The sequence below is a fragment of the Stenomitos frigidus ULC18 genome (assembly GCF_003003795.1).
Taxonomy (GTDB): domain Bacteria; phylum Cyanobacteriota; class Cyanobacteriia; order Leptolyngbyales; family Leptolyngbyaceae; genus Stenomitos; species Stenomitos frigidus_A.
Map to the genome: position 1 here is coordinate 190,023 of NZ_PVWK01000142.1, position 6,389 is coordinate 196,411.

Annotated in this window: 7 protein-coding genes; 4 read left to right on the plus strand and 3 right to left on the minus strand. The window is 50.9% G+C overall.

The window, feature by feature from the left end; translation table 11 throughout:
- Positions 1 to 34: 34 nt before the first annotated feature.
- Positions 35 to 919, minus strand: coding sequence for a YihY/virulence factor BrkB family protein (locus C7B82_RS27000; protein WP_106259960.1), 885 nt, complete (start codon positions 917 to 919; stop codon positions 35 to 37).
- Positions 920 to 1,102: 183 nt separating this feature from the next.
- Here C7B82_RS27000 and C7B82_RS27005 point away from each other — a divergent pair, with 183 nt between their 5' ends.
- Together C7B82_RS27005 and C7B82_RS27010 are read left to right on the plus strand one after the other, a co-directional pair.
- Complete coding sequence (locus C7B82_RS27005) at positions 1,103 to 1,750, plus strand: SH3 domain-containing protein (protein ID WP_106259919.1); 648 nt, start codon at positions 1,103 to 1,105, stop codon at positions 1,748 to 1,750.
- Positions 1,751 to 2,010: 260 nt separating this feature from the next.
- Entirely contained in the window at positions 2,011 to 2,769 is a 759-nt protein-coding gene (locus C7B82_RS27010; protein ID WP_106259920.1) for a lipase family protein, read from the plus strand.
- 338 nt (positions 2,770 to 3,107) lie between these two features.
- On the opposite strand, the gene C7B82_RS35310 is transcribed toward C7B82_RS27010, so the two are convergent.
- Together C7B82_RS35310 and hisF are read right to left on the minus strand one after the other, a co-directional pair.
- Complete coding sequence (locus C7B82_RS35310; RefSeq protein ID WP_219904721.1) at positions 3,108 to 3,455, minus strand: hypothetical protein; 348 nt, start codon at positions 3,453 to 3,455, stop codon at positions 3,108 to 3,110.
- Between the two features lie 90 nt (positions 3,456 to 3,545).
- A complete protein-coding gene (gene hisF / locus C7B82_RS27020) occupies positions 3,546 to 4,316 on the minus strand; it encodes an imidazole glycerol phosphate synthase subunit HisF (protein WP_106259922.1) in 771 nt (256 codons plus the stop codon).
- Positions 4,317 to 4,624: 308 nt separating this feature from the next.
- Here hisF and petP point away from each other — a divergent pair, with 308 nt between their 5' ends.
- Together petP and C7B82_RS27030 are read left to right on the plus strand one after the other, a co-directional pair.
- Positions 4,625 to 4,825: a cytochrome b6f subunit PetP gene (gene petP / locus C7B82_RS27025; protein WP_106259924.1), complete on the plus strand. Its 201-nt coding sequence runs from the start codon at positions 4,625 to 4,627 to the stop codon at positions 4,823 to 4,825.
- A gap of 211 nt (positions 4,826 to 5,036) precedes the next feature.
- Positions 5,037 to 6,134: a Get3/ArsA fold putative tail anchor-mediating ATPase NosAFP gene (locus tag C7B82_RS27030; RefSeq protein ID WP_106259925.1), complete on the plus strand. Its 1,098-nt coding sequence runs from the start codon at positions 5,037 to 5,039 to the stop codon at positions 6,132 to 6,134.
- Positions 6,135 to 6,389: the final 255 nt, after the last annotated feature.

The following is a 6,389-nucleotide window of genomic DNA, read 5'->3' on the forward strand; positions in this document are numbered from 1 at the left end:
TGATTGGCGTGTTGCCTCTTTGCTGAAAATGAACTTACTTTCTGTATCTCTGTCGTCGGTGCATTGCTTCCCCTGTTGTGACATTCAGTTGGGCACCAATGAGCATCATCAGCGAGCTGAGATAGAGCCATAGCAACAGCACGATCACTGCTCCGATCGCGCCATACGCTCGGTTGTAGCTACCAAAATGGGAGACGTAGAAGCGAAACAGACCCGATAAAAGCGCCCAAAAGATTGCTGCCATGATGGCACCCGGAAGAATCGGCGTTCCAGGTGTCCAACGACTTGGTCCATAGCGGTAGATAAAGCCGCAAGCAAGGGCGATAATGCTCAGTGCTACAGGCCATGTCAACAAGCGCCAGAGTGATATGACTCCTGGCTGCAAAACGCCACTACCCTTCGCGACCACTTGCACAATAAAATCGCTGATAAAGACCAGCACTGAGGCGAAGATCAGTAGTTGAATCGTGCCGATCGTCAGTCCTAGAGAAACTAGCTTTGCTTTCCAGAAGGGTCGCCTGTAACTCAGTGGTACTTGATAAATTTGATCGAGCGCGAGCATCGCAGCACTGAGAACCCCAGAAGCCGCCCACAGCGATACGATAAAGCTAATGGAAAACAACCCTCGATTGGGTTGCGCGCCGATTTCGCCTATAAAATTTTGGATCAGTGTGAGTGCTTCTTGCGGTGCAACCTGACTAATCTGACTGGCAAGGTCTTGAAACGTATTTTGAGAAACGCCCACTAAACCGATCGCGGTGAGCAGCGCCAAAATAGCTGGAAACATTGCCAGCATCGCGTTATATGCCATTTCTGAAGCGAGCCCAGGCAACCTCTGTTGCCCAGTGCGCTCGAAAATGTCGCGCAGCGTTGTCGGTGTGAGATACCGAAAGAAGCGAAAGAAGCGGATCCTGAACATAGCTGAAAGTTGATAGCTGTCAGCCATCAGCGCGTTTGGTTCATCAAGTTTGTTCCATTATCCCAAACGTTACACTCTCATGCTTTTTAGCGATGAATCTAGCCTTTGAGTGTAAGATTCAGTGCAGGAATTTTGCTGTGAACGTTTAAACAGAGTGACTTGAACTAAAAGAGGAGTTTTCCGATGAAAAAAGCAATGAAAAAATTTAAGTATTTGCAGCTGTCTGCTGGCGTTGCCGCCGTAGCGATCGCGACTGTAGGGCTCGGCATCCCTGTCTTTGCGCAACCGTCACCGAGTCCAACCAGCAGTCCGGCTCCAACCAGCAGTCCGGCTCCAACCAGCAGCCCGGTTCCAACCAGCAGCCCGGTTCCAAGCTCGCTCGTTGGTCAGTGCCGTGCTGTGAACAAAAAGGTTTCGGTCTATAAACAGGCATCTGCTACGGCTGCAGTAGTGAGTACCCTCAATGCTCAAACGAAAATAACGCTTGCTGACAACGGCAGTGGCGGTTTTATTGGCATCAGTAGCCCCGTGAGTGGTTACGTGCAGACGGCTAACTTGAAACCGTGCAGTGGCCCTACGCCGCCCCCTACAGGCAATACCTGTCGTCGTGTCGTGCAACCGCTGGGTCTAGCCATCCGTAAAGAAGCGTCGCCAGATTCAGTTGTTGTTGGGGGGGTGGGCAATCTAGAGCGGGTTGAACTGACGACCACTCCAGCCACGTCTAAGAAGGGCGCCGATGGTCGCAATTGGGTCCAGATTGCTAAACCAGTGGCTGGTTGGGTGTCCAATGGCTTCCCAGGTGGTAGCAGCAATCTCACTCTCTGCCCCTAGAGCATTGAGGTGGAAATCGGGTTTCTTCACAGCGTTTGTCGCGATCGCCTGTAAGTTACCCGATTTCTTTCCTTTCTCTACGGTTTCTCTGCATGAAGTCGTTCGCTTGAGAACAGTGCAGAGCGAGCTGTCAACAGACGAGGGCACACATTTTTTATCAGTCGCTAAAAGATTAACGGGATAAAATTCGGAAATGCGATCGCAGACGATCGACTCATACAGGATCTATTGACTGCCGACAAGGCAAGAGAGACGCGGTGATGGATAACTCGAAAGCAATTAAGTGTGCCATCCTTTCCCAAGAAATCTACCAGGACTTTGCACAGCTCAAGTTTGCTGATTTTCCTGGCATTACCCCAGGGTGGATCAACCAGGCAACGACAGATACGCAAGGTGCCATTCTGTTGGATGCAACCGGGTCTTCTCTCTATATCGTTTTTCGCGGTAGTGAGCAGCGTCTAGACTGGCATACCAATTTTGAATTTTCTCAAAAAGAGGCGAATTTTAAGCAAGCTGTGATTCAAGAGCAGATTGTGCAAGACCGAGCGCAGGTGTATCCCTATGCGGCGGAAAGCAGTTCTGGTGCGAAAATGCATCAGGGTTTTGTGGATGCCTACTTTTCTGTGCGCGATCAAATTCATACGTACTTGAAGAGTCACTCAGTCAGCAGTGTGACTGTTACAGGTCACAGTCTGGGTGGGGCACTGGCAACGCTCTGTGCTGTCGATGTGCAGTACAACTTTTCGCCAGTTGATGTCGAGCTCTACACATTTGGTTCGCCAAGGGTCGGCAACAGCGGTTTCCGCGATTCCTTTAACCAGCGTGTGCCCAAAAGCTACCGTTTTGTCTATGGTATGGATATTGTGCCAGCCTTACCCAGACCGTGGCAGGGCTATAGCCATGTGGATGCCGAATACAGATTGGGGCCTCGCTTGAGCCTTAACTTTGTGACCCAACGCTTTAAGGATCACGCTATCTCCAATTACCTCAATGCATTGAAGGAACAGGCCGCTCGATAGCCTCTAAGGAATAGCCGTTTTTATTTGGATTAACCACACCCTACACCCAAGGCCTGTGGCTTACTGATCTGAAAACTGCTGTAAATAATATCGGCTTTTACTAGGATGGGTAAAGCCTAGTCTTCGAGCAGCAAGCTACGGCATGGCTTCTCTAAAGGCGTTAACCGTAACCCATCGCATTCAGGGGTTGATGGGTTATCTTCGTTTTTCTGGTATGCCGAAACGGCTTTACCCATCCTACACAATCATTCGGTTTTATTAAATCCACGAGCCTCAGGTGTCGCCGCCGCTATCGCCGTTGACGATGAAAACCGGAGCAATGACGTTCGATCAATGAATCAGTAGAGCGGGAAGCGAGGGCTGGCTAAACCTGTCTCTGCATCAATGGGTTTTTCAGAGAGATGAAAGGTTGGTGCCTCTGCGTCGCTCCCAATGCTATCAAACTCAATTACCCAGGTAGCCACATTAGCCGATGAGACACGCGCGATCGAAGGGTGCGTCATGCCAGTAACATAGCCGATATAATTACCCATCAAGAAATAGACAACAACCATTGCTGCTGCGGAGAACGCCACCAGGGTACCCGCCAGCATCAGTGAAAATTCATTGCGATCGACTGCCTGCTGCATCAAATGAAGCGCCCAAGCAACCAAAGCAATAACAATAATCAGAATAAGTATCAGCATACTTAAAGTATTGTAACAGATACTCAGATTTCGTCATCCCTTTCTGGCATGAAAAGAAAATCACAGCCTTGCTATGGGTGTTGGGGTTGGTCAAACTAAGCGAACAGGCACCTGGTGCTCTGACAAGTAGGTTTTGATTTGAGCCACTGTGAGTTGCCCGTAGTGCAGCAACGAGGCGAGGAGAGCGGCTTCTGCTTTACCCTCTGTGAGTGCTGCATGGATATGCTCACAGGTTCCGGCTCCGCCTGAAGCAATGACCGGAATCTCAACTTGCTCCGCGATCGTGCGGATTAGTTCCAGGTCGTACCCTGCTTGAGTCCCATCCGCATCCATACTCGTCACCAACAGTTCCCCGGCGCCCCGCTGCTCCACGTTTTTTGCCCAGGCGATCGCATCCAGTCCTGTATTCTCCCGTCCACCGCGCACGTACACATCCCAACCGGGATGATCTGCATCCAATCTGCGACGAGCATCGATCGCCACTACGATACATTGGTTGCCAAAGCGATCGCTGGCGCGATCGATCAGGCCAGGATCACGCACTGCTGCAGAATTGATGCTGACCTTATCCGCACCAGCTCTTAACAATTGTTTAATAGTTTCTAAGTTTTGAATCCCGCCGCCGACCGTGAGGGGTATAAACACCTGTTCTGCCGTCCGGTAGACCACATCAAAAATGATGCCCCGGTCTTCGTGCGTTGCCGTAATGTCCAGAAACACCAGCTCATCTGCACCCGCCTGGTTATAGACTTGCGCCAACTCTACTGGATCACCCGCATCTCGCAGGTCAACAAAATTGACCCCTTTCACTACTCGCCCTGCCTTCACATCTAGACAGGGTAAAATTCGCTTCGCCAGCATTGACTATAGAAAAATTGGACTTCTGAATTCTAAAGCTTTGGGAACAGTGTTTGGTGCTTGGTGGCAGTGGTCGATGGTCAGGATGCGCTTATTCCCTTCATCTCTCCTCCCCCAATTTTCCCCATCGATACGATTCGATACGCGACGCTGATACACTGATTCTTGGTTTTACAAGTTGGTCGCTGTCACTACTCGTCGGTCACTACTTGTAAAAAGGGGTTTGGGTTTTTGCTTCTGAGCAGAGGTTCCCCTCTTCCACCCCCGAAATCGCCATTTAGTTAGACCCGTTAGTTAGTCTTGGAGTTGTGATGGAAGTTGGGCAGAGCGTTCGCGTGTATCGGTTGCGAGATCGTGTGTCTCCGGTTATTGCTAAAAAGTTGGGCGAAGTCGGTGTGATTCAGGACTACAAAATGACGGATGGCAGCGGCGTTGGGTTTCTGGTCAAGTTCGCCGATAACTCAGCCATTTGGTTTTTTGAGGATGAGGTACAGCCTGCTCCTGGAAACTGACGGGCAAGAGAAGATGGGATTATTTTTTGAGGGCTTGCCAACGCTCGAAAAATCCTGACAGAATCCTGGTTAAGATGTGGGTCGATCGCGCCAAGGCACGGTTACCTATCAAAAGGATGTTTGCAGACTCCAGGCACTCGCTACCATAAGAGAGAATGCTGCCGGAACGTCGGCTAGCACACACAATCCATTGGGCGTGGAAGCGAGATAAATGGCTCTAATTTTGACTTTTTTGGGCAAAGGCGGCGTCGGTCGGACGACGATCGCGATCGCGGCTGCCAAGCGTTTTGCCATTCAAGGCAAGCGAGTGCTGCTGGCATTGCAAGAGCCAGGGCCAGCGTTAGATGTGCTTTTAGGTGAGGTTTCGGGTGTTGACCCACAGGAACTTTCGTCCAACCTCTTTGCGGTGCAGCTTCAAGCGGCATCCCTGCTAGAGCGCAGTTGGGAAGAGGTGAAAAAACTCGAAGCGCAATACCTCCGGACGCCGTTCTTTAAGGAAGTCTTTGGGCAAGAGCTTGGTGTGTTGCCGGGGATGGACAACGCTCTCGTGCTGAATGCCTTAAGGGAATACGATGCGAGCGGCAAGTACGACGTTATTGTTTACGATGGCGCGGGCGATCAGGCAACGCTACGCCTGTTTGGGATGCCCGAAATTCTGAGCTGGTATACCCGTCGGTTCCGCAAGGTCTTTGCTGACTCGGATCTGGGTCGAACGCTGTCACCCTTTCTGCAGCCGATCGCCAGCGCCGTGCTGAACGTGAGCTGGACAGACGATCTTTTCAATCAACCTGCTGCGCAACAGGCAACTAACATTTTAGAGCAGGGCAAGCAGGCCTTGGCAGATCCCAAACGGGTTGCGGCCTATCTGGTCACGACGGACGATCCCGCTGCGATCGCGACTGCAACCTATCTCTGGGGTGCCGCTCAGCAAGTTGGCTTGACTGTAGGTGGTGTGCTGTTGAACCGGAGCCATGAGAGCGGAGCGGTCGCGCCAGCCTTTGCACCGCTTACGGTGACGCCAATTCCCACGCAGGCGATCGACGATTGGCAACCGCTGATGGACGTGCTACCAGATTTCGAGCAAGCGTCTCAGGCTCCTCGACCGATCGCGATCAACGTAGCAGAACGTAAGGTGAGCCTCTTTTTGCCTGGTTTCGATAAGAAGCAGGTTAAGCTAACGCAGTCTGGACCCGAAATTACGATCGAGGCAGGCGATCAGCGGCGCAATATTCTGCTACCACCAGAATTGAGTGGTAAACCTGTCGCCGGGGCAAAGTTCCAGGATAGTTTCCTCATTATTTCGTTTTGATTTCTGAGCTTAGTTTTGCGTTTTGCGTTGCTTGAGCAGTGAGCGTCCTTCTAACAACTAAGGAGATTTCCAAGAAAATTTACCGTTGGGTACGAGCCGGTTTTGCCAGAGTCTTGACCTCTAACCGATAACCTTGTGATCAAACCTTTCCCTAAGGAGCGTGGATTAAATAGCCTGTGTAGCGATTGTCTTGAAAGTCAAGGGGAATGAAGCAAATCTTTTGTGCTCCAAATACTCATGACAAAGTAACGGCAC